Annotated in this window: 18 protein-coding genes and 2 tRNA genes; 11 read left to right on the forward strand and 9 right to left on the reverse strand. The window is 45.6% G+C overall.

What is annotated here, in order from left to right; translation table 11 throughout:
- Positions 1–57: 57 nt before the first annotated feature.
- Positions 58–1,620, reverse strand: a complete 1,563-nt coding sequence (locus tag J7J62_07260; protein MCD6124953.1) for a hypothetical protein — start codon at positions 1,618–1,620, stop codon at positions 58–60.
- A gap of 124 nt (positions 1,621–1,744) precedes the next feature.
- On the opposite strand from J7J62_07260, the gene J7J62_07265 reads away from it, so the two are divergent.
- From J7J62_07265 to J7J62_07275, 3 genes are all read left to right on the forward strand, one after another.
- Entirely contained in the window at positions 1,745–2,929 is a 1,185-nt protein-coding gene (locus tag J7J62_07265) for a zf-TFIIB domain-containing protein (GenBank protein MCD6124954.1), read from the forward strand.
- Positions 2,926–3,708, forward strand: a complete 783-nt coding sequence (locus J7J62_07270; protein MCD6124955.1) for an energy-coupling factor transporter transmembrane protein EcfT — start codon at positions 2,926–2,928, stop codon at positions 3,706–3,708. Before J7J62_07265 ends, J7J62_07270 begins: the two co-directional genes overlap by 4 nt.
- 75 nt (positions 3,709–3,783) lie before the next feature.
- Positions 3,784–4,317 carry a 3-isopropylmalate dehydratase gene (locus J7J62_07275; protein MCD6124956.1) on the forward strand — a complete coding sequence of 178 codons (534 nt, stop codon included), beginning with the start codon at positions 3,784–3,786 and terminating at the stop codon, positions 4,315–4,317.
- A gap of 69 nt (positions 4,318–4,386) precedes the next feature.
- On the opposite strand, the gene speB is transcribed toward J7J62_07275, so the two are convergent.
- Complete coding sequence (gene speB, locus J7J62_07280; GenBank protein MCD6124957.1) at positions 4,387–5,220, reverse strand: agmatinase; 834 nt, start codon at positions 5,218–5,220, stop codon at positions 4,387–4,389.
- A gap of 196 nt (positions 5,221–5,416) precedes the next feature.
- Here speB and J7J62_07285 point away from each other — a divergent pair, with 196 nt between their 5' ends.
- A complete protein-coding gene (locus J7J62_07285; protein ID MCD6124958.1) occupies positions 5,417–6,979 on the forward strand; it encodes a response regulator in 1,563 nt (520 codons plus the stop codon).
- Positions 6,980–7,071: 92 nt separating this feature from the next.
- Here J7J62_07285 and dnaK read toward each other — a convergent pair whose 3' ends face one another.
- The 7 genes from dnaK to J7J62_07320 all read right to left on the reverse strand — a co-directional run bounded on the left by dnaK (position 7,072) and on the right by J7J62_07320 (position 14,193).
- Positions 7,072–9,018, reverse strand: a complete 1,947-nt coding sequence (gene dnaK / locus J7J62_07290) for a molecular chaperone DnaK (GenBank protein ID MCD6124959.1) — start codon at positions 9,016–9,018, stop codon at positions 7,072–7,074.
- 113 nt (positions 9,019–9,131) lie between these two features.
- Positions 9,132–9,584 carry an Hsp20/alpha crystallin family protein gene (locus J7J62_07295; GenBank protein ID MCD6124960.1) on the reverse strand — a complete coding sequence of 151 codons (453 nt, stop codon included), beginning with the start codon at positions 9,582–9,584 and terminating at the stop codon, positions 9,132–9,134.
- Positions 9,585–9,894: 310 nt separating this feature from the next.
- Positions 9,895–10,284: a HEPN domain-containing protein gene (locus J7J62_07300; protein MCD6124961.1), complete on the reverse strand. Its 390-nt coding sequence runs from the start codon at positions 10,282–10,284 to the stop codon at positions 9,895–9,897.
- Positions 10,281–10,601 carry a nucleotidyltransferase domain-containing protein gene (locus J7J62_07305; GenBank protein ID MCD6124962.1) on the reverse strand — a complete coding sequence of 107 codons (321 nt, stop codon included), beginning with the start codon at positions 10,599–10,601 and terminating at the stop codon, positions 10,281–10,283. Before J7J62_07305 ends, J7J62_07300 begins: the two co-directional genes overlap by 4 nt.
- Positions 10,602–10,786: 185 nt before the next feature.
- Positions 10,787–11,857 carry a bifunctional phosphoglucose/phosphomannose isomerase gene (locus J7J62_07310; protein MCD6124963.1) on the reverse strand — a complete coding sequence of 357 codons (1,071 nt, stop codon included), beginning with the start codon at positions 11,855–11,857 and terminating at the stop codon, positions 10,787–10,789.
- Positions 11,858–11,895: 38 nt separating this feature from the next.
- On the reverse strand, positions 11,896–12,639 hold the full coding sequence (locus J7J62_07315; GenBank protein ID MCD6124964.1) for an NTP transferase domain-containing protein: 744 nt from the start codon (positions 12,637–12,639) through the stop codon (positions 11,896–11,898).
- A 30-nt stretch (positions 12,640–12,669) separates the two neighbouring features.
- The gene (locus J7J62_07320; protein MCD6124965.1) at positions 12,670–14,193 is read right to left on the reverse strand and encodes an aromatic amino acid lyase; all 1,524 of its coding nucleotides are present in this window, start codon (positions 14,191–14,193) and stop codon (positions 12,670–12,672) included.
- A 151-nt stretch (positions 14,194–14,344) separates the two neighbouring features.
- On the opposite strand from J7J62_07320, the gene J7J62_07325 reads away from it, so the two are divergent.
- The 7 genes from J7J62_07325 to J7J62_07355 all read left to right on the forward strand — a co-directional run bounded on the left by J7J62_07325 (position 14,345) and on the right by J7J62_07355 (position 19,178).
- On the forward strand, positions 14,345–15,205 hold the full coding sequence (locus J7J62_07325) for a transketolase (protein MCD6124966.1): 861 nt from the start codon (positions 14,345–14,347) through the stop codon (positions 15,203–15,205).
- Between the two features lie 117 nt (positions 15,206–15,322).
- Positions 15,323–16,288 (forward strand): transketolase family protein, encoded by a 966-nt coding sequence (locus J7J62_07330; GenBank protein ID MCD6124967.1) that lies wholly within the window; start codon positions 15,323–15,325, stop codon positions 16,286–16,288.
- Complete coding sequence (locus J7J62_07335) at positions 16,289–17,092, forward strand: M23 family metallopeptidase (GenBank protein MCD6124968.1); 804 nt, start codon at positions 16,289–16,291, stop codon at positions 17,090–17,092. It begins immediately after the preceding gene.
- Between the two features lie 83 nt (positions 17,093–17,175).
- A tRNA-Ala gene (locus J7J62_07340) sits at positions 17,176–17,248 on the forward strand.
- A 15-nt stretch (positions 17,249–17,263) separates the two neighbouring features.
- Positions 17,264–17,337, forward strand: a tRNA-Ile gene (locus tag J7J62_07345).
- A gap of 28 nt (positions 17,338–17,365) precedes the next feature.
- Entirely contained in the window at positions 17,366–18,025 is a 660-nt protein-coding gene (locus J7J62_07350; protein MCD6124969.1) for a hypothetical protein, read from the forward strand.
- Positions 18,026–18,065: 40 nt separating this feature from the next.
- Complete coding sequence (locus tag J7J62_07355; GenBank protein MCD6124970.1) at positions 18,066–19,178, forward strand: T9SS type A sorting domain-containing protein; 1,113 nt, start codon at positions 18,066–18,068, stop codon at positions 19,176–19,178.
- Positions 19,179–19,330: the final 152 nt, after the last annotated feature.

Genomic DNA, 19,330 nt, shown 5'->3' on the forward strand with positions numbered 1-19,330 from the left:
TTTTTTACTTCAGCCTCCGCGGTTCCCGAGTATCCGCGGTATCCGCGATTTAACCTTTCACTCTCGCCAGTAATCCGTTACCTTGCGCCAGTCCATAGGCACGAAGAATGAAACAATTTGCCCTGCATCGAGAGTAAAGCTTATTGTCCCAAGCTTTGGGGAATAGGATAGATCAAACCTGTTTACTGTTTTTCGTGTCGAGCGCGTTGAACCGAGTCGCAATCCAATCCCTATGTCAAGCAGATAATCGCTTGGTAATTTCCCGATTTCCTCATCAACGCCGCCGAAGTCGGCAAACAGTGCCAATGCGGGTCTTATGGTCAGAATTTCTATGTTGGGGTACGAGCGCAATTCGAATGTAACTCTCAAAAAACTCTTCTTTTCTCCCTCTGAAACGCGATAAAAAGCCTCGTAACCGCGAAAACCCGTGGAACCATCCGCTATGAACATCAAATCTTCTGGTGCCGATGCCCACATGTAATCTATGCCCACTCCCATCCTGAATTTCGAGTTAGTATACGTTGGTGCAAAGGTTCTGGTTGATAAACTGAAGCCTTTTATGTCAAACTTTCTATACGCGTTGATGGAAGCACCAAAATAAAGTGCTTTGCTGTAGAAGCTGGAAAATACAACTCGTGCGTTGTAGGTTGGTGTGAAATTGTTCGCGTTTTCATAGTCTCTTATATCGAGCTGGGCGCCGAAGGCTAAATCGGCGAATATACCTGTAGTTATGTCCTCAGGACGACCGGAAATGTCAACATTGTAAAGAGTCGCAAATTTTCGCCTCACGAAACTTAGTCTTGGCATTAGCAGCAAAAACTGACCTGTTTTCTTATTTGCCCACCCTCGAGCATTTCTCCTGACAAGGAAATGAGACGCAGCTATACCAAGGAACAAGTTTTTTCCGCAGGGTATAGTATTAAGCTCTACCGATTGCTGCGTGATAAACCTGAATACTGTGTCATTAGGTGTAGCATTGCCTGACCTGTAAATCGGCACATCGAGACTTTCGGCGACAACGCCTACATAAAAAGGAGAACCTTCAAAGAAATTTCTTCTTGAGATTGCGACTTCTGCGTGCCATCTGCCGCCATGATACTTGTAAAGCGCTGAAAGGTCGATTTTGCTTTTTGATATGCCGTATACCCTGCTGCCCACATGCCACCAATCTCTTTCGATATTATGGCTGTACCCAGCCGTAAAGTAAACACCATAGCCCAATAAGTTTTCCTCCTCAAAAGCAATGCTCCAAATAGGTTTTCGTGCTACACACCTGAATTCGGCTGCTATCTTGGTCGTCCACAAATCCTGAACGACTATGGATTTTATCGTGCCATTTTTGTCGGTTTCTATTTTTGCATCACCCCAAAAAGGATACGACCGCATCGCAACCTCAGCCGATTTAATCTGAGCACTATCGTAGTGCCCACAAAGTTTTAAAGGGCAAAGTCGCAGAACAGTTCCCCGCCTGGTTTTAATGTGGACTTTATTGCCAATTTTATATACTATGCCTTCAAATCCCTTTCTTTCAGGGAATGGCTTAAAAACGCCGATATATATGCTGTCACTCTCGGCTGTGCAGGACGCAAATAAGGTAAGTATTATGGCAAACGACCTCATAATAGTCCAATCCGAAAAAATCAAGTCATTGCCGTTTATTAGTTAATTAAATAATGATAAAAAATATTCATGTGTTGACACTATCTAAAATACTCATAATAATTAACTAAACTAAAAAATATTTATGCATATAAAATGCCCAAATTGCGGAACGACGCAGGAGATCGATATAAGTCATTATGACCCCGGTCAACTGCTCGTTATGTGTAAGAACTGTAACGCCAAGTTTGTCGTGCCTCTAACGAATTCTGATTACGATGAGGCTGAAACTAAGGCTCTCGGTCACGGTATAGTAAGCGTTACCTGCCCCTATTGCGGACGCGAGATTATCGCAACGATAGAGCGCATAAAAGGTTCAGAGCTATGGCGCTGTCCTGCATGCCGCGGAATATTCAGAGCATCAATACCCGAGCACATCCTCAAAATTGAGAAGGAAGCCGAAGGCTATGAGCCTGTCGAAAAGGACGAGATAGCGGTTATCGAAACTGTAACATCCGAAAAACTATCCGGGGCTGGCGATGTTGAATTCATCCCCGGGATATCTGATGTAGATCTTCACGATGAGGAGCAACCGCAGGAATCCGTAACACAGACAACTTCTGAGGTGGGTGCGGGAGTTTCTTTTCAATCACCTGATGAGGAAATAATGCCTCCTCTCACCGAAAAAGAGAAGTTTACCGAACGATTCCTTGTGAAGATGGGCGACAAAATAGCTGGTCCGATGTCTTTCGCATTGCTTGAGAACTGGGCGAGAAGCGGGATAATGGGACCGAATGCGCTTATCGCACGAATGAGCAAAAACCCGAACAAATTCTTCCCCGCGAAACTAATGCCAGAGCTAAAACCCTACTTCTTCCCGCAGGAACCCAAAGTTGGCGCCGCAATGAAAGAAATATTGATGGAAACAAGTCCTGCTGAGTTGATGATGCAGGCTATAAACTCAGGTGCGCTTGGGGGTCTTGTAGCTGGGCTTATTTTTTCTCCGTTAATTCTCACCAAGCTCTGGCAACCAGTTCCTATTTTCTCGCCTATCCTTCAGGTTATTGTGCTTCTCGGCTTTTCAACAGTGGTCGGGCTTGGTATAGGCGCTATAAATTCGATTCTTGAACGCTGGATAATAAGCTACCCATGGACAACTCTAGTTCAGTCGCTTATAGCATTGCTTTTCGCAATTTTCGTTTTCGTTATATATGCTCTTCGATTCAAAGTTGGAACCGCTGTATTCGCAGCAATATTGGCTTTTGCCATCTTCTTCCTTATTGGTTTATTCACCTGCCAATTCCACAGAAAGTATGAGACACCAGAATGAATATCCCATTAGGACAATACATAAAGGGCAAATCCACGATTCATCTCCTCGACCCAAGAACCAAACTACTCGGTCTCGTTAGCTTGGCGGTTTTGATAATATCAAAATCACATTTATGGAACCATTTGCTGGCATTCGCTCTTCTCGTCCTTCTGACCAAAGCAGCCAGAATCTCTCTCAAACGCGTAGTAAAGCTCATTTGGGGTTTCAAGTATTTTATATTGATAACATTCGTTATAAACCTTCTTTTTACCCCATCAAAAGACGGCCTGAGTTTTTTATTTCTGCACTTAAGTATTCGCGGCGCTGTATATGGCATTCTTTTCAGCGCGAGGATGGTTCTACTTTTGTGGGCAGCATCTCTTTTCAGCTGGGTTACTTCGCCTGTGTCGCTTGCTGATTCTTTTGAGGAATTGTTCGGTTTTCTTAGAGTCTTTGGTGTTCACCCAAGGGACATATCAACCGTTATTCTCCTTTCGATGCGGTATATTCCCACAATAATTGATGATGCCGTAAAGATTCGCTGGGCACAGCTTGCTCGAGGTGCTAAGGTAAGCGGCGGGATAATAAAGCGTGCCAGACAACTCGTGCCGTTAATTATCCCTGTCTTCGCAACATCTTTTCGAAGGGCAGACAAGCTTGCTATAGCGCTCGAACTACGATGCTACGACCCTTTGATGCCGCGAACCAGACTTACCCCGCTTAGGCTAACCACAACAGACAAAATAACAATTTTGGCCATGTTGGCGTTGCTTGTGGTGATGTTAGTTATTATCTAAACATCTTGTGCGCAAAAAAGTAAAGCTTGACCTGCAATCCTTAGGCAACTTTCTTAATGAAAAACGACGGAGGCTCTGATGGAAAAAGTAATTAAAGGAAGAGTTTTTGTAATAAGAGACCAAAATGGGGAGCCTATAAACGACATCGATACCGACATGATATTTCACAACAAGTATCTTGCTATAACTGAGCTTTCCCAGATGGGGCAGTATGCGTTCAGCAATTTGACTGGCTGGGAGGATTTTCCAAAGAAAGCACGACCTGGAGACATACTCATAGTTGGCGAGAACTTCGGAGCTGGTTCGTCGCGGCAGCAGGCTGTGGACTGTTTCATAGCGCTGGGAATAGCAGCCATAGTCGGAGAAAGCTTCGGTGCGATTTATTTCAGGAATGCCGTTAACGCAGGACTACCAATTTTTGTGGCGCCGGGTATAGCACGCTCTGAGGTTCAAACAGGCGATATAATATCCATAAACACTGAAACTGGCGAGATCTTCGACGAAACCAAGGGTATAAAGCTCCCCAGTGCGAGACCGCTAACAACTGTCCAGCGCCAGATAATCGAGGCGGGAGGTTTATTAGAACTCGCAAGGAAAATCAGGGAATAGGGAATCGACTGTTAAGTTACCGAAGCGATTTTAGTTTAAACCCCTCTCCTGCCAGCCCAAGGGATAAATTTAGCCAACAGCAATAAGAATTTCCCTCACGATTTTCGCAGCCACAACAGCAGATGCTCCCGACGGGTCGAGCATAGGATTAAGCTCCACAATGTCAACGCCAACTATATTAAGCTGACTTGAAAGCCAAAGAATAGCATCCAGTAGTTCGCTAAACGCGAGTCCACCAGGTTCGGGGTTGCCAGTACCTGGAAAGACGGACGGATCCAGTATGTCGAGGTCAAGGGTAATGTAAACGGGGTCATTGCCGATTATGGAAACCGCGTCACCGATTTTTGATATTCCGAACGGTTCGAATGTCAGGCAAAGCCTTTTAACATCGACAAATTCATTTCGTGACCCTGAGCGTGGTCCGAATAAGTGAAGTTTGCTCATCTCAGCTATTCTTCGCAGAACTGTGGCATGTGAAAGCTTGCCCTTAAGGTATTCGTCTCTGAAATCACAGTGTGCATCGAAGGCGATGACCTGAAGGTTAGCATACCTTTTCTTGTAGGATTTAACAGTGGCAATAGTTATTGAATGCTCACCACCGAGCGCTATAAGGAACTTCCCATCAGCTATAACTCCATCAGCAACTTTTTCTATCTCAGCCAATGCTTTCTCCACAGTTCCCAGCGGCATCTCTATGTCCCCAATGTCGGCGAAAGTCGGTAGAGTTTTTCCCTGATAAGGTGAGTAGTCCTCAAGACTTATGGATGCCTGCCTTATAGCCTGTGGACCGAATCTGCTGCCCGGCTTAAACGAGGAAGTGCCATCATAGGGAACGCCAAATAAAACCCAGCTTGAATGTGAATAATCGGATGCTCTCAAATATCTCCCGTCAAAAGTTTCCATACCTTGAAATTAACGGTTTAACATGTTCGTTCAAGAAAAATTTTAATTATGAGTGTAATTTTTTAATTTTGTTTACATTTGAGCAACATTTTTATTGCAAAAAGTGTGATTTTGTATATTTTAATAGTTGTGAAAATTTGCTAATCGTTGTTCCGCATCTTTTTAATTTTTACCGTAAAACTATTGGGAGGTTGAGATGTTGAGCAAAAAAGTTTTATGGGTAGACGATGAGGTCGACCAGCTAAGGTCGCACATAAAGTTTTTAGAAAAGAGGGGCTACAATGTTTTAGTGGCGCTTACCGCTTTGGACGCGATAGAGATGATCAAGACTTCTCCGCCGGATATTATCCTTCTCGACGAGATGATGCCGGGAATGGATGGCCTAAGCGCTATAGAGGAAATCCGGAAAATAAACAAGCACATTCCTATAGTTATGGTTACCAAGTCCGAGGAAGAGAACATTATGGAGGAAGCTATAGGTCAGCAGATAACCGATTACATCGTGAAGCCGGTAAACCCGATACAAATTCTTACTGTTCTAAAGAAGATTTTGGAGGCTGAGGAGATAGTTGGGCAGCGACTAACGAGGAATTACGCTCACGAGTATCGCGAAATATACGATAGGCTTTCGCCCAATGCAGCGCCTACAGAATGGCTTGAAATAGGCAAATGGCTTGCTGAATGGGATGTCATACTCGACGAGCGCCCCGACCTTGAGCTAACGGACGCTCACAGAACATTCAGGAGAGAGGTTAACGCTGAGTTCTCACAGTACATAGTAAAAAATTATCCCAACTGGATTTGGCAGGACCCACCCAAGCGCCCAACTATGTCGGTGGACATTTTTGAGAAGTATGTTGCGCCACATCTTCGCTATGGAAACAGAGTAATGTATGTTGTTATAGATTGCATGCGCTATGACCAGTGGCTTATGGTCGAGCCGCTTCTTGCCGAGCATTTCAATGTGAAAACGGACCTTTACTTTTCGATATTGCCTTCGGCAACACCATACGCACGAAACGCACTTTTCTCAGGGCTTTTCCCATACGACCTTCAGAGAGCATATCCGAAAATATGGGAGCATGGTCAAACTGACCCTGGCTCGCACAACAGATACGAGCACGAACTTATGGACCACCTTCTCGACAGGCTTGGGATAGAACTTCGCGGTGATACAAAATACATAAAAATCCTCGACCCTGAGGAAGGTGAAAGCTTACTCAGACGCATATCGTCTTACACCTCAGCGCCGCTTTCGGCTGTGGTTGTGAACTTCCTCGACATACTTGCGCACTCGCGTGCAGCCTCGAACCTCCTGAAAGAAATATCGCCCGATGAAAGTGGTTATCGCGCAGTAATGAAGACATGGTTCGCTCAATCATCGCTCTTTGAGGCGCTCAAGCGTGCCAAGGAGAAAGACGACATGGTTATAGTGGTTACGACCGACCATGGAAGCACTATAGGAAAACGGGGCACGAAAACCTATGGCAAAAAGGACACATCGACAAATCTTCGTTATAAAGTGGGCGACAACCTTAATGTGGACAAGCGCGGGGCGATACTAATAAAAGATCCCAAGAAATGGCGACTCCCGAGTTTCGGCGTAACGACCAACTACATAATAGCGTTCGAGGATTACTACCTCGTTTACCCAACCAATTTCAGCGAATACGAGCGCCAGTACAGGAACTCATTCCTTCACGGTGGCATTTCTGTAGAGGAGATGATAATACCCGTTGCGACACTAACACCGAAGTAATCTTGCCTTTATGAAGCTATTAGAGTTCCTTTGAATGATTAAAAAAGCCCCCAATACAGGGGGCATTACATATTTTTATTTTTTGATGATAATTACTCAACCTCATAATCCGCGTCCATAACCTCACCTCCACCTTCACCGCCCTCTTTGGGGCCCTCGCCAGGAGGAGGTGTGGTAGGACCACTACCAGGAGGAGGTGTAGGTCCAGCACCCGGAGGTGGAGTAGGACCACCGCCGCTTTTATAAAGTTTTGCTGCTATCTCGTGCCACTTGTTCTCAAGCTCATTTAGCTTTATTCGCACTGCCGGTATATCGTCTCGTTTTATAGCATCCCTTAGGTCTTTGATTAGGTTTTCAAGCACATTCCTATCTGCAGGGTCGAGTTTCTCACCGAGTTCTTTCATTTCCTTCTCAGTGGCATATGCGAATTGGTCAGCACGATTTTTGAGCTCTATTTCCTCTTTCCTTCGGCGGTCCTCTTCTGCGAACTTTTGCGCTTCCTCGACCATACGCTTTATCTCGTCCTCCGTAAGCCCGGATGATGGTTCAATCCTTATCGATTGCTCTTTGCCTGTGGCTTTGTCCCTTGCGGTAACATGAAGAATCCCGTTGGCGTCGATGTCAAATGTTACCTCTATTTGCGGTACACCTCGTGGAGCTGGTGGGATACCCTCAAGATAGAACTTTCCGAGTGATTTGTTGTCCTTTGCGAGTGGGCGCTCACCTTGAAGAACATGTATTTCCACTGTCGTTTGATTGTCCTCTGCGGTGGTGAATATTTCGGTTTTGCGTGTTGGTATCGTCGTGTTCCTCGGTATTAGAACGGTCATAACGCCACCAAGTGTTTCCACCCCAAGTGAAAGTGGTGTAACATCGAGAAGCAGAATGTCCTTAACCTCACCAGAAAGGACACCAGCCTGAATAGCCGCACCAACTGCAACAACCTCATCAGGATTTATTCCGCGATGAGGGTCTTTTCCGAAAATTTCCTTAGCTTTTTTCTGAACAGCAGGCATTCTGGTCATTCCACCGACCAGTATTACCTCGTCTATGTCAGCAGCAGTCAGTTTTGCATCTTCGAGAGCTTTTTTGCATGGTTCCACTGTCCGCTCGAGCAGGTCTGCAGTCATTTGCTCAAGCTTTGAGCGGGTAAGAGTCATTGAAAGGTGCTTTGGGCCGGAAGCATCAGCAGTAATGAATGGAAGGTTTATCTGTGTTTCCATAACTGATGAAAGCTCTATTTTGGCACGCTCTGCTGCTTCTTTGAGACGCTGCATCGCCATGGGGTCCTTAGAGAGGTCTATACCCTGCTCCTTACGAAACTCGTCTATAAGCCAGTTTATTATCCTCTGGTCCCAGTCGTCACCGCCAAGATGAGTATCGCCGTTAGTGGACAGAACCTCGAAAACGCCCTCACCTATTTCGAGTATGGAAATGTCGAATGTTCCACCACCGAGGTCGAAAACAGCTACCTTAAGGGTTTTGCCTTTTTTGTCCAATCCATATGCAAGCGATGCGGCTGTTGGCTCGTTAAGAATGCGCTTAACCTCGAAACCGGCTATTCTTCCCGCATCTTTCGTAGCCTGCCGCTGGGAATCATTAAAGTATGCTGGAACGGTTATCACAGCTTCTTTTACAGTTTCTCCGAGGTAGGCTTCAGCATCCTGTTTCAGTTTCTGCAAAATCATTGCGGATATTTCTGGCGGGGAGAATTCCTTGTTCACAGCAGGGATGTAAACTCTTGCGTCGCCACGGGGTCCCTTTACAACTTTGTATGGAACCTGAGTTATCTCGGTCTGAACCTCATCGTAACTTCTCCCCATAAACCTCTTTATGGAAAAGACGGTATTTTCCGGGTTTGTTATTGCCTGTCTTTTGGCGGTTACGCCAACGAGCCTCTGCCCTTCTTTTGTGAAAGCGACTACAGATGGCGTTATTCTTCCACCTTCAGCGTTTGGGATTACCGTGGGCTTGCCGCCTTCCATTACAGCCATGCAGCTGTTTGTGGTTCCGAGATCTATTCCCAGAATTTTCGGCATTGCCATCACCTCCTTTTAGTTTTTTGATCTAAAAAGCTATCTAAAACCTTTTCTCAAAATCAGCCTGAAAACTTTTTTGGCGGGGGCGTGACACCCCCGCCACGAACTTTTTGTTACTCGACCTCAACGGGTATCTCTTTGGGCTTTGCGGACTCCTTCTTGGGCAGAACCACCTCAAGAACACCGTTTTTGTAAGATGCCTTTATCTTGTCCGCCTCCACATTGGTCGGGATGTAGAAGCTCCTTGAGAACGAGCCGAACACACGCTCCACACGATGGTAGTTCTCGCGCTTCTCGTCCCGCTCGATTTTCTTCTCGCCGGAAATAGTCAGAATGTTATCCGAGAGGGTAACCTTTATCTCATCCTTCTCCATTCCCGGGATGTCAGCGCGAACTATTATCTCGTCGTCGGTCTCGGCAATATCCACTCGAGGAATCCACGCTGGAGCCTCTTCTGAGCTTCTCCTTATCGGCAGCCTTTCTCCGAAAAAGTCCTCGAAGAACCTGTGAAGTTCATCGGTTATATTCATCAAGTCCTCAAATGGTCTCCATCTTACCAGTGCCATTTTATCACCTCCTTTCTAAAGGTGTTTTTTTATTTTCTCACCTGAATTGAAGCAACAATCGTGCCAATTGGATAAAGCCCTATTTGTGAGGTTTAGGTAAGGATGAGAAAGGAGTTGGGGTGACAATTTTGTCACTATTTGTCACTAATGAGACAGATTTTGTGCAAGGAATGGCATAATTTAACATACATAATTTTCAGCTATTTTGAAATTTGACAAGGACAGATATTGAGCTGGCGGGCAATTGGACTTAGTTTGTTGAACTTGTCGTAGGACATTCATTAATGATTCGGACAATTTTGGGTTCTACTCACCTTTCCTCCAGCCAATTTTCAAGATAATTTTTTAGGTTTTCAACAAAGTTTTCGGCTGCTTTTAATGTCTCTCGAGCTTCTTTTTCAGTAATGGTAAAGCCTATTCCGTAGTCTCCGATTAGCCTTTTGTCATAAGCTTCATTGAGTACTTTTCCTGCTTCTCTATTGAAAATTCCAGTTTTTACAAAGTGTTCGCCAAATAAAGTTATTACTCCTTTATGAGAAGAAGCGGTTAAATTTTTTGTGAGAAGTATTGCCTCTGTCATGAAAAACATTGCATAATAGCATCTTGAAACACAGGAATCATAATCCCCAATATCCAATGAATGTTTGGCAGTAATCAGAAATTTTTCCGCTTTTTCCACAAAATCTTTTATCTCCTTCATACATTGACTCCATCTTTTTTCACATTTCGCATAAACGGGTAGTTATAATTCTCAAAAAAGCTTTTTGGAAGGACAACAACTGATATGAATTCTTTATCCTCGAGCAGGATATCGAACAAAAGATTACTTAGACTTCTCCTCACATCGAAAGGATCTATTGAGTCATCAACTAATACGACTACATCGATGTCTGAGTGTTTTGTAGCACTTCCTCGTGCTTGAGAACCGTACAAAATGACATTTTTGACTTTATCTCCATATTCTTGTAATAAATAATTTTTTATACGATTTACCAATTTGGTTATCTTTTTATCCATATTTTTAGCTTCTTTTTCTTTATAAAATTTTGTATTAGCTGATGTCCTTTACAAATAATTTATTTATAGATAGTCTAAAAATCAAACTCATCTTTAAAAATTTCTCTATAACATGAGCTTATCAAGGATTACTGCTTTTTCTATAATAATCGATTATCTTCCTTAAGCAGCTTATTTAGTCAGTATTATTCTCTAAATTCTTTCAACGCAGCTTTTAGCTTATCTATCACCCGAACAGGCTTGGGGTCTTCCTTGTTGAGCATTGCGAGGTAATAACTCGTGAAGTCGCCCAGTTGAATAAGCAAGAACATTCTTGCCAAAAATGGTGCATCCTTTATCGGCGGTTCAAGGAATATTGGTTCAACGCCAAGCGAGCGCATCACATCAGCAACGAAATTAGCTCTGAATCGGTTGCGAGGATGGTCCTCAGGGTCGAGTAAGATGATGGGCTTTAACTCGTCGCCAAGTTTGAATAGGTATCGCCACCCGACGAGTTCGTTGTGGTTCATCTCTGGGATGACTGCAGAATAAGCAAGCATTTTCGCGTTTTCATTGATTTGACCGCGGAACCTTGTGGCAACCGCTTCCAGCCGCAGCGTTGAGTAAATAAGCGGAAGTTTCCCGTGAAGCTTTCTCGCAAGTTTTTTGGCATCATTCATATCCTCTGGGATATCGCGAAAAAGGCGTTTGGCACCCTCGTGGAGAAGCGAAGTAGTCTTGTTTAGCTCTTCCTCGTGAGATGGCAGGAAACCCCACAGCTCAAAAAGGGTTAGAAGCGGTGCAAAAGAATATCCAAGCGCAGCCCGCGGCGGTAAACCTTGTGGAATCCTTACTATCCCAAAACCCCATTCAGAGGCCTTTCTTTCAAGTTCGCCATCGCTTGATATGGCGAACAACATCGCACCAACAGACCGTGCTTCATCAAGTGCGGCAAGCGTTTCCTCTGTGTTGCCAGAATAGGACGACAAAATCACAAGCGTTTTTTCGTCAACGAATGCGGGCAATTTGTAATCGCGGTTAACATACATGGGGACGCGAAGACGATAAAGCGCATAGCATCTGAGAAGGTCAGCCCCTATAGCTGAGCCACCCATGCCCGCAACGACTATCCTCTCCACAGATGATGGGTCGATAAGGTTGTAATCGCTCGTTTCGGCAAGTTCACGCCCTTTGGGAAGCTGCTCGAAAAAGTTGAAAATAAGCTCGTGCATGTTCTCAGGGTCGTATTTTGAGTATGTTTTTGGGTCGTCAAGCATATTGCCTCCCTTTACTTATTTTAAGCTATCCGTTTTTTCTACTCCTTAACTTTTGCTCTTACATGCTTCTCAAGCCTTTCGAGTTGCTCCTTTGAGTTGACGCCAGCTACCTCCCAAACATCTTCCGCAGGTAATGCAGAAATTTTATAACCCCGACCACGCAGAAGATGTATAACATCGGTCAGGTAGTATTCCCGTTGCGCATTGTCAGCAGAAACGAGATTGATAACCTCGCGAAGTGGCTTGAGGTTGAACACATAAGTTCCCGTATTTATCTCCTTTATTTTTCGCTGGGCATCGGTGGCATCTTTAAACTCTACTATTTTCTCAACATCTCCGTCTTTTGTGCGAACTATCCTACCGTATTGCGCGGGGTCTTCGAGAACTGCGGTAAGAATTGTTGCGGCAGCATTTGTATTTTCGTGATGGTCGACAAGTTTCTTAATTGTCTTTGCAGTAAGAAGCGGCACATCACCGCAGAGGACAATTAAAAGCCCATCATCGGGAAGCTTCGGAAGTGCACGCTTAACCGCATCCGCGGTCCCCAGAAGTTCGGTTTGGATTACAGTTGTTATTTTAGTGCTGTCTTTGCGAGATTTGATGTATTTTTCGACCAGCTCTCGTTTGAATCCAATCACAACTATTGTTTTTTCGGGTGAGAGCGATGAAGCTGTGTCCAAAACCCAGCCGAGAAGCGGCTTTCCCGCGAGTTCGTGCAATACCTTCGGAATGTCTGACTTCATCCTTTTCCCTTTGCCTGCTGCAAGAATAACCACATTCATTTGTGCCTCCACTAAACTTTGATTATAGCGCTATTCAAGTTTCCCCACCACTTTTTCAACCTCTTCGAGTATTTCGCAAGATTTAACGAGCTGCTTCATCTTATTATGGTCAATGTAAAGCGGTCTATCCTCCTCAAGAAATGGCACATGGCGTCGTATCACCTCTTTAGCTTTGGCAACGCCTTTTCCGGGCTTAAAGTCGCGGAGGTCAAGCGCCTGGGCTGCTGCCATAAATTCAATACCAAGAACTCCATATGCATTATCGAGAATTGTTTCGTTCTTAAGTGCTGTATTAAGTCCCATTGACACGAAATCTTCCTGGTCGGCTGCTGCTGGTATTGATTGTATCGAGGCGGGCATCGACAGTATCCGTTGCTCGACTATTTGCATGTCTGCAGTGTACTGGCTAAGCATCATTCCGCTCATCATTCCCGGGTGCTTGGTTAAAAATGGCGGAAGCCCTGCGCTGAGAGCTGGATTGAGAAGCCTGTTAAGCCGCCTTTCGGACATAACACATACCATAGTCACAGCCGCGCCAACCATGTCCATAGGCAGACTAACGGGAGTTCCCTGAAAGTTGGCTCCCGTGAGCGTGAGCTCGTATTCCGGGAAGAATACTGGATTGTCGCCGACCCCATTAAGCTCTATCTCAACTTGTTCCTTTGCCCAACGCAAGGCATCATGAGCGGCTCCCAGAACCTGAGGACTTGAACGCATGGAGTACGCATCCTGAACCCTCGTCTTGAACTTACCAGTAAGAAGTTCCGAACCCTCGATGCACTTCATAATAGCTCTTGCAGCTCTCACAGCGCCTGGAAAACCTCTCGCCTCGTGCAGCCTGACATCGTAAGGTTTGAGGTTTGCGTATAAAGCCTCAAGCGACATAGCACAGGCTATTTCAGCTTGCTTGAGCCAGCGGTCTATATCGTAAATTTGAAGTGCGCTTATTGCGGTTATGAAGTTTGAACCATTTATGGATGCGAGTCCATCACGGGCTTTTAAGCCTGGGATAGGGATGCCAGCTCTTTCCATTGCCACCCGTCCAGGTAGTCTTTCGCCTTTGTAAAACGCTTCGCCTTCGCCCATAAGCAAAAGCGCTATTTGCGACATTGGTGCAAGATCCCCGCACGCTCCCACAGACCCTTTCCGACAAACTACAGGTGTAACGCCTTTGTTAAGCATTTCTACGAATGTTTGGACTATCTCGAGCCTGCACCCGGACATTCCGTGGGCAAGAACATTAACTCTACTCGCCATGGCACCACGAACATATTCTATAGGCATAGGTTCGCCTATTCCCGCAGCGTGGTTAAATATCAACCATTTTTGAAACTGTTCGATTTGCTCATCGGTAAGTATTATTTCCGAAAATTCGCCAATGCCTGTATTTATGCCATACATTATTTCTCGCGCAGCTATTTTCCGCTCAACCATTTCTCGACATACTTTTATCCGGTCAATAGCTTCTGGTGAAAGTTCCACCTTCTCCCCATATCGCGCTATTCTTACGAGTTTCTCCACCGTTAGGTTTGAGCCATCCAAAATTATAGCCATAGCAATCTCCTTTTTGAGTTGTCCTTTAAATAAATTCTATCGCGCTTTTTGAGCAAGAAATTATCTTATAAGAATATTTTGTATTCACAATCAATTTTCTTGCTCGGGTTCATATATGCTCTAAATTGTTCTTTTGAGGAGGTAAGGGGAAATGTTGACAGAGCATGAGGTTCGTTATTTTGAGGAGATAGCCCGCAGGATAAGATTTGACATTGTAAAAATGACCTACCATGCGGGTTCGGGGCATCCCGGTGGTTCATTGTCAATAGCTGACATGTTGGCAGTTTTGTACTTCAAACATCTTCGTCACCGTCCCAAAGAGCCTGACTGGGAAGGACGAGATAGAGTGGTGTTGTCTAAGGGTCATGCGTGTCCAGCACTTTATGCAGTACTGGCAGAGAGCGGTTATTTCCCTCGCGAGGAGCTCTGGACGCTTCGCAAGCTTGGCTCACGGCTTCAGGGACATCCCGCGCGGGATAAGGGCTTGCCCGGAATCGAGGCTTCGACTGGCTCACTGGGGCAGGGATTGTCTATAGCGGTGGGAATGGCAATATCAGGGAAATATCTCGATAAAGCTGACTGGCGCGTATACGCGATTCTTGGCGATGGCGAAATTCAGGAAGGACAAATATGGGAAGCGTTCATGGCTGGTGCCCATTATAAACTCGACAACCTCACGGCGATAATAGACAATAACGACCTCCAGATCGATGGTAGAGTGAGGGATGTGATGTCAATCTATCCGCTGGTTGAGAAACTTGAGGCGTTCGGCTGGCATGTTATAGATATAAACGGGCATTCGATTCGTGAGCTCGATGAGGCATTTGAGCAGGCGAAATCAATGTCTGGGAAGCCCACAGCCATCATAATGCACACAACGAAGGGCAAGGGGGTTTCATTCATGGAGGACCATGCCGAGTGGCACGGGAAAGCTCCCAATCGCGAACAGGCACTAATAGCCATGAAAGACCTTGGATTCCCACCCGAGGCACTGGATAGTGATATAAGATGAGAGAACTTTTTGAACATTACGAGACATTCGCCCAGATGTATTCGATTTCGACTGAGATTGTGGTCCTCAACGAAAAGTGATTATTGCCAAAAAAAGATTTAATTCGGAGGGCAGGCGATGAACATATACGAGGAGCATGGATGGAAGATGATACCCTCAAGAAACGGTTTTGGGCAGGCCTTAGCTGAGCTTGCCGAGCGTCATCCTGAACTTGTTGTTATAGGAGCGGACCTTACTGAATCAACGAGAGCGAGTTACTTTGCCGAGAAATTTCCAGATAGGTTTTTCAACGCGGGGATCGCTGAACAAAATGCTGCGGGGATGGCAACAGGACTGGCTTTAGCGGGTAAAATAGCCGTTTTCTCGACATATGGGGTTTTCGCTGCTGGGAGAGCGTGCGACCAGATAAGAACATCGGTTTGTTATAACAATGCTAATGTGAAGATAGGCGGTGCACACGGTGGGGTATCGGTTGGTCCGGATGGCGCGACACATCAGGCTCTTGAGGAAATAGCCATAATGAGGGTAATGCCTCGAATGACGCTTTTCGTTCCCGCCGACGCCGAGGAAACAAGAAAAGCCACCATAGCAGCAGTAGAACAGATAGATGGACCTGTTTACATAAGATTTGGTAGAGCGCCCGTTCCGCTCATTACGGACGAGGAAACTCCGTTTGAGCCCGGCAAAGCAAGAATAGTCCGTGACGGTGAAGACCTAACCATAATAGCATGTGGGGCAATGGTTGCCGAGTCGATACTGGCGGCTGAGTTGCTTGAGAAAAAAGGTATAAGCGCGCGGATCATTGATTTACACACTATAAAGCCTATAGATGTTGCTGCGATAGAGAAAGCCGCGAAGGAAACGGGAGCTATATTAACTGCGGAGGAACACCAGATTCACGGTGGATTGGGAGGTGCGGTGGCCGAGGTGGTTGTCAGAACCCATCCCGTTCCTATGGATTTCGTGGCGGTAAACGATAGGTTTGGAGAGTCGGGGCAGCCAATGGAACTTTTAAGGGAGTTCGGACTTGATTACGAAAGCATAGCAAGGAAAGCAGAGAATTTACTTAAGCGCAAACATTAGATGCCCAAAAAGCGAAAAATAACCGTTATAATTTCGCCCAGTGAAGGTGAAAGAAAGTATGGATTCGTTATGCCTCGCTGGGCATTCGTTCTTCTTGTTGGGCTCGTCATAGCGGGCTGGGCGATGGTGTGCTACAATATATTATCTGCGGCGCTGTGGCGCGGGTCCAAGATAAGAATGCTTAAGGCAGAAAATATACGGCTACGGAAAGCACTCGTGAAACTCGATTCGCTGGAATTTGAGATAAGGCGGCTTTCGGCTATGAAGCGAATTCTCGAGCAAGCATTGCTGGTCTCAGGGGAGAGAACCAAAAAGACCTCAACGAAGAAGCAAAAATTAGAAGTAGCTTTCAGGCAAAAACCATCACCGTTCAGGAATGTTGGGTTACCTGAGCTTGCGGACTTTCTTGATAGCAAAGATAGGCTTGTCGCGCACATACCATCGGGATTGCCAGTTAAGGGACCTGTTACTGCCAAGTTTGGTGAGGTGGGCGGAATTTTCAAATCTCCTCATACAGGGGTTGACATCTACGCCAAGGACGGCACTCCTGTTTCGGCTACAGCTGACGGGGTTGTCATCGAGGCGGGCGAGAACAGGGAACTCGGGAAATTCGTCGTTGTGGACCATCTTAATGGATACGAGACTGTTTACGGTCACCTTTCCGAGATAGTCGTGGATGCGGGGGATATTGTTGGCAAAGGGGATATCATAGGTTATAGCGGTCACACGGGCATGGTTAGGGGTCCACATGTGCACTATGAGGTCAGATACAAAGGCAAACCTATTGATCCTCTTAAATTATGATATGACGGCTTGTTATGAGCTTTTCGTGGGTTCAAAAAAGTATTGACAAACCGCCCATCAAAAATAATTTGAAAATTGCTTGTGGGGGATTAGCTCAGCTGGGAGAGCACAGGCTTTGCAAGCCTGGGGTCACCGGTTCGAATCCGGTATCCTCCAAAGAAAATTGGACATGGCCCAGTAGCTCAGTTGGTTAGAGCGCGCGCCTGATAAGCGCGAGGTCCGTGGTTCAATTCCACGCTGGGCCATTTTGTTTAAGCTCGAAACGAGGAAATAATGAAAAAGCTAATCCTACTCCTCCTCATAGTCCAGGTAGTTTTCAGTCAGAGAATTTTTGAGGGCAACATATTTTATGAGCAAGCCGAGCAAGATAAGCAAAAAAGCCTTTTTAAAGCCATTGTTTTATCAGCTCTGCTACCGGGTGCCGGCGAAATTTATCTTGGGGAGAAGAACTGGGGATATGGTTTTATCGCAGTCGATGGCGCTATATGGGCGTCCGCCATCGCGTTCAGGATAAAAGGAGATTGGACATTCGAGGAATGCAGATGGTTTTCTGCACGGTATGCCGGGGCATCCCCCGAAATTGAGGACAAAGATTTCTACAGAATAGTTGGTTTGTATCCGAGCAGGGAGATTTACAATCTCTTGCTTTTGCAAAGCGGTTATGGACTTGAAGACCTACTACCCGACTCACTCGATTGGACATGGCGAAACGAATCCGATCAGCTTCGATACTACGACCTGTGGACCTCGTCGCAGCGTGCGCTAAGAAATTTCAGAATAGCATTGGGGGTAGCAGCATTAAACAGAGTTCTTAGCGTGATAAATGTGGTGAGAATCAAAAGGATAGGGACATCGAGGACGGAATTAAGGGCGAGACTTAATAGCTTTGATGGAGAGGTTGGTCTAAATCTATCCTTGACTTTCAGGTTCTGAGCGATTAATGTTTGATATAGTGGGTCAAAAAGGATGTGCAATGAATAAAAAGCTATTAATTATTACTGGATTAGTCGTTTTTTTAACCGTAATAAGCGGACAAAGCACAGTATCATTATCCAATGACAAGGTGGCCGTTGTAGTCAACCGTGCCACTGGACAATTCACTATAGGGCGTGTTGAGGGTGTGCCTCTCGCTCTTGTTGAGGGTTATCCATCGGAACCAAGGCACACATATTTCTGCATTAAAGTTGGGGTTGAATATTATTGCAACATCAGCATACCCGGCACAATGCCAATGCGACTGGCGGATAGCGCAAATATCTATTCGAACACTATATCGCTTCGCTGGTTTGCCGGCACGGGAATTATCTGGGAAAAATTTTATCTCCTAAACGAGATAGACTCACTTCGTGGGTTCGTCTACATAGAATATATGTATTACAACGACCAGGATGATAGTGCTTATGTTGGAATATTTTCCTACAACGATGTTCGTGTAGGTCCACGGGATAATCCTCTTATAGAAATTCCCGGAGACACATTCACCACCGAGCGTGAATACACGGGCACCGATGTTCCCGCTTACTTCACATTGTTCCGCAATTACGGTGACTATATCTGCGATGTCGCCCAGGGTGTTCCTATAGGGCGCGATATGCTTTACGCTGACATGATAGTTTTCACTGACACTGCATACGCAAAGGATTCTATATGGAGCGTTACCACATCCGGCAGACCCATAAATGATTTGGCGGTGGTAATCCGCTGGGACCAAACGGCTATAGGTGGCTATGAAGCTTATCTTACCGGGTTCTATTATGGGGTTGGATACCCTACCGCAGAGGTTGAAGATAAAAAATTGCTGCCCACGAGGTTAGTGGTTGGCAATCCATATCCAAACCCCACAAACGGAGCGGTAAGTTTGAGCATACGAGTCGTTGACTATACTCAAGATGTAATTATTCGCGTGCACGACCTTTCAGGGAATCTTGTAAAAACTATTTTTAGCGGCAGGCTCACCCCGGGACGACATAACTTCACCTGGGACCTTGCCGACCAATTCGGAAAACCTGTTAGCTCTGGAATTTATTTGCTCGATATTGTTTCAGGTCTCACCAAAGCAAGCAGGAGAATAGCTGTGGTGAGGTGAGGTTGGCTATTGTTTCGATGAATTGTGGGGGGAAATCGCGGATACCGCGGATACTCGGATACCGCGGAGGTTGAAGTGAAGATTTCGATTTTGGAGACCGCAGAGAAGGTGTCTTAACAAGTGGTTTCTGACATTAATTCATGCTGGTCTGC

The organism is bacterium (assembly GCA_021159335.1).
Taxonomy (GTDB): Bacteria; UBP14; UBA6098; order B30-G16; family B30-G16; genus JAGGRZ01.

Bases quoted from the DNA above. Each gene is read 5' to 3' on its own strand.
- J7J62_07260 (MCD6124953.1), bottom strand. From the start codon at position 1,620: ATGAGGTCGTTTGCCATAATACTTACCTTATTTGCGTCCTGCACAGCC.
- J7J62_07265 (MCD6124954.1), top strand. From the start codon at position 1,745: ATGCATATAAAATGCCCAAATTGCGGAACGACGCAGGAGATCGATATA.
- J7J62_07270 (MCD6124955.1), top strand. From the start codon at position 2,926: ATGAATATCCCATTAGGACAATACATAAAGGGCAAATCCACGATTCAT.
- speB (MCD6124957.1), bottom strand. From the start codon at position 5,220: ATGGAAACTTTTGACGGGAGATATTTGAGAGCATCCGATTATTCACAT.
- J7J62_07285 (MCD6124958.1), top strand. From the start codon at position 5,417: ATGTTGAGCAAAAAAGTTTTATGGGTAGACGATGAGGTCGACCAGCTA.
- dnaK (MCD6124959.1), bottom strand. From the start codon at position 9,018: ATGCCGAAAATTCTGGGAATAGATCTCGGAACCACAAACAGCTGCATG.
- J7J62_07295 (MCD6124960.1), bottom strand. From the start codon at position 9,584: ATGGCACTGGTAAGATGGAGACCATTTGAGGACTTGATGAATATAACC.
- J7J62_07300 (MCD6124961.1), bottom strand. From the start codon at position 10,284: ATGAAGGAGATAAAAGATTTTGTGGAAAAAGCGGAAAAATTTCTGATT.
- J7J62_07305 (MCD6124962.1), bottom strand. From the start codon at position 10,601: ATGGATAAAAAGATAACCAAATTGGTAAATCGTATAAAAAATTATTTA.
- J7J62_07310 (MCD6124963.1), bottom strand. From the start codon at position 11,857: ATGCTTGACGACCCAAAAACATACTCAAAATACGACCCTGAGAACATG.
- J7J62_07315 (MCD6124964.1), bottom strand. From the start codon at position 12,639: ATGAATGTGGTTATTCTTGCAGCAGGCAAAGGGAAAAGGATGAAGTCA.
- J7J62_07320 (MCD6124965.1), bottom strand. From the start codon at position 14,193: ATGGCTATAATTTTGGATGGCTCAAACCTAACGGTGGAGAAACTCGTA.
- J7J62_07325 (MCD6124966.1), top strand. From the start codon at position 14,345: ATGTTGACAGAGCATGAGGTTCGTTATTTTGAGGAGATAGCCCGCAGG.
- J7J62_07330 (MCD6124967.1), top strand. From the start codon at position 15,323: ATGAACATATACGAGGAGCATGGATGGAAGATGATACCCTCAAGAAAC.
- J7J62_07335 (MCD6124968.1), top strand. From the start codon at position 16,289: ATGCCCAAAAAGCGAAAAATAACCGTTATAATTTCGCCCAGTGAAGGT.
- J7J62_07350 (MCD6124969.1), top strand. From the start codon at position 17,366: ATGAAAAAGCTAATCCTACTCCTCCTCATAGTCCAGGTAGTTTTCAGT.
- J7J62_07355 (MCD6124970.1), top strand. From the start codon at position 18,066: ATGAATAAAAAGCTATTAATTATTACTGGATTAGTCGTTTTTTTAACC.